This window comes from Terrisporobacter muris, assembly GCF_024621905.1.
GTDB lineage: Bacteria > Bacillota > Clostridia > Peptostreptococcales > Peptostreptococcaceae > Terrisporobacter > Terrisporobacter muris.
In genome coordinates, this window is sequence record NZ_JANKBY010000551.1 from 1 (window position 1) to 1,416 (window position 1,416).

A 1,416-nucleotide genomic window follows, 5' to 3' on the forward strand; every position below is an offset into this window, starting at 1 on the left:
ACACCTTGTACAAATTTGTCACATATATTAGTATTTACTATGGACAAAAAAATTAATTAAAGGAGTAAATATGAGAATTAACAAATATATAGCTTCTTGTGGAGTAGCCTCTAGAAGAAAAGCTGAAGAACTTATTTTAAATAAAAAAGTAAAAGTAAATGGAAAGTTAATAGAAGAATTATCTTTTCAAGTTGATGAGCAAAATGATACTGTAGAAGTTGATGGAGTAAAAATATCTCTAGATGAAGAATTAGTATATATATTATTAAATAAGCCGGAAGGATACATAACGACAGTAAAAGATCAGTTTGATAGACCAAGTGTAATAGATTTATTAAGCGATGTGAAAGAAAGAGTATTTCCAGTGGGAAGACTAGACTATGAAACAAGTGGACTATTACTTCTTACTAATGATGGAGATTTAACATACAAGCTAACTCATCCAAAACATGAAATTGATAAAACATATGTTGCCATGGTAAAAGGTGAATTAACTGAAGAAGAAATTAAAAACTTCAAGTCAGGTCTATACATAGAAGATTACAAAACAGCACCTGCAAAACTTAAGGTTTTATATCATGACAAAAATAGAGGTATATCTAAGTTAGAAATAAAAATACATGAAGGTAAAAATAGACAAGTAAGAAAAATGTGTAAGGCTATAAATCATCCAGTACTTAGACTTAAAAGAGTGGCAATGGGAAAAATTACTTTAGATAATTGTAAGCCAGGAGAGTATAGACATCTTACAGAGGAAGAAGTAAATTATTTAAAAAGTATATAGAGGTAGATTATGTTAAGAGCAAAATATATAAATAAAATAACTGAAGTAAACAAAATATTTTTAGAAAAAATTATTGAAAAAGGTGACGTGGTAATTGATGCTACTATGGGAAATGGTTACGACACAGTATACTTAGGTAATTTAGTTGGAGAAACTGGAAAAGTATACGCATTTGATGTACAGGAAGAAGCTGTTAAATCTACAAGAAAAAAAGTAGAAAGAGATAATATGACATCTAGAGTGGAACTAATTCTTGATGGTCACGAAAACTTAGATAAGTATGTAAAAGAAAATGTATCTTGTGTAGTTTTTAATTTAGGATATTTACCTAGAGCAAAGCATGCGATAATAACTAAACCAGATACAACTTTGCAAGCTATTAAAAAAAGCTTAGATTTATTAAAGCCAAATGGAATAATTAGTATAGCAGCTTATATAGGCCATGAAGGTGGATTAGAAGAAAAAAATCATATATGTGAGTATTTAAATAATTTAGATCAAAATCAATATAATGTATTACATATGGAATTTACAAATCAAATAAATAATCCGCCACAACTTATTTTAGTAGAGAAAAAAGGTTAAAATATATAATTTTGCTACCTTATAAAAAATATATTGAATAATGAAAA

The 1,416-nt window shown here is 27.5% G+C and carries 2 protein-coding genes; both read left to right on the forward strand.

Annotated features, from left to right (window positions below; genetic code table 11):
* Positions 1-70 precede the first annotated feature (70 nt).
* Positions 71-784: a pseudouridine synthase gene (locus NSA58_RS20195; RefSeq protein ID WP_039679726.1), complete on the forward strand. Its 714-nt coding sequence runs from the start codon at positions 71-73 to the stop codon at positions 782-784.
* Between the two features lie 9 nt (positions 785-793).
* A complete protein-coding gene (locus NSA58_RS20200; protein ID WP_052232983.1) occupies positions 794-1,369 on the forward strand; it encodes a class I SAM-dependent methyltransferase in 576 nt (191 codons plus the stop codon).
* Positions 1,370-1,416 lie beyond the last annotated feature (47 nt).

Coding starts and splice junctions, on each gene's coding strand:
- NSA58_RS20195 (WP_039679726.1), top strand. CDS start 71: ATGAGAATTAACAAATATATAGCTTCTTGTGGAGTAGCCTCTAGAAGA.
- NSA58_RS20200 (WP_052232983.1), top strand. CDS start 794: ATGTTAAGAGCAAAATATATAAATAAAATAACTGAAGTAAACAAAATA.